The following is a 1,277-nucleotide window of genomic DNA, read 5'->3' on the forward strand; positions in this document are numbered from 1 at the left end:
TGACCCCTGCTGTCAAATCCGTATAACTAAACTTGGGAGATTTTGATTACGCAGCATGACGATAATAGTCAAACCACACCTGTCTTGGCGATTTATAGCCTAAACCCTTTTGAATTCTCGTTTGGTTGTAGTACAACTCGATATATCTAATGATATCGGTAATGGCGGCAAATCTGGTCTTATAGTCCTGATGATATATTAACTCATTCTTTAATACGCCCCAGAAGCTCTCTATAGGTGCGTTATCAAAGCAGTTACCTTTAGCGCTCATTGAGCCTGCAAGCTGATGCTGCTTGATGATCTTATGGTAGGCATGACTACAGTACTGACTGCCTCTATCAGAGTGAACGACTAGCCCTTTACTGGGTCGTTTGTTCTTGATGGCCATGTTCAATGCTTTGCATACTAGATCTGCTGTCATGCGTTTGTTGATGGCGTAACCGACAAGCTCTTTAGTGTATAAGTCTTTAACGCCTGCTAAATACAGCCAACCCTCAAGCGTCCAAATATAGGTGATGTCACTGACCCACGCTTGGTTAGGGCGACTGGCATCAAACTTCTGATCCAGTACGTTTGGATAGATCAGCTTGTTGTGATTGGAGTCGGTAGTGACTTTAAAGCGCTTGTGGCGACGGCATTTGATGCCATGTTCCTCTTTAATGCTTCTAACCATGTATAGGCTAATGTCATGGCCTTGCTCGGTGAGCGTTGCATGCAAACGTTCATAACCATAACGTTCTTTACTTTCACTGTGAGCGGCTTTAACGAGTAGCTCGCAATGGTTGCGATGTATCTGCTGCTCGCTGATATCGCGACTCAGCCAGTCGTAGTAACTTGAATGCTTAATCTTTAGCACACGGCACATAGTGGTGATGCTAAAGAAGTGCTGGTTATCTTTGATAAAGGCGTACCTGACTAGCTGTGCTTTGCAAAGTACGCCGTCGCCTTTTTTAATATCTCTCGTTCCTCTTCGGCTACTTTAAGCTGTCGTTTGAGGCGCTTGTTCTCTTCAATCACGGCTATGAGCTGTGGATCGTACTGCTCTGTTCCTACAAGCTTGCCTTGGTTGGCTTTGTTATGCCAATTAGATAAGGTCTGCATGGCGATGCCAAGCTGCTTTGCGGTCGCTGAGATATTGCCATTATTGTTTGCTATCTTCTTAACGGCTTCTGCTTTAAATTCTGTGCTGTAAGTTCTGATTTTCTTGGTCATGGTAAACTCCTGTGAATACGCTTAGTTTACCAAGTTTAGTTGTACGGTTTCTTCAGCATAGCTCA

The 1,277-nt window shown here is 44.1% G+C and carries 1 protein-coding gene; it reads right to left on the reverse strand.

All coding sequences use genetic code 11. The features are described from left to right. Nucleotides 1-46: 46 nt before the first annotated feature. Nucleotides 47-1,212 (reverse strand): IS3 family transposase gene (locus A7325_RS00040; protein WP_156508463.1). Its coding sequence is split into 2 segments (ribosomal slippage): nt 47-954 and nt 954-1,212, totalling 1,167 coding nucleotides; the frame shifts between segments, so codons are not numbered across the junction. Nucleotides 1,213-1,277: the final 65 nt, after the last annotated feature.

Source organism: Psychrobacter sp. SHUES1, from assembly GCF_001652315.1.
Classification (GTDB): Bacteria; Pseudomonadota; Gammaproteobacteria; order Pseudomonadales; family Moraxellaceae; genus Psychrobacter; species Psychrobacter faecalis.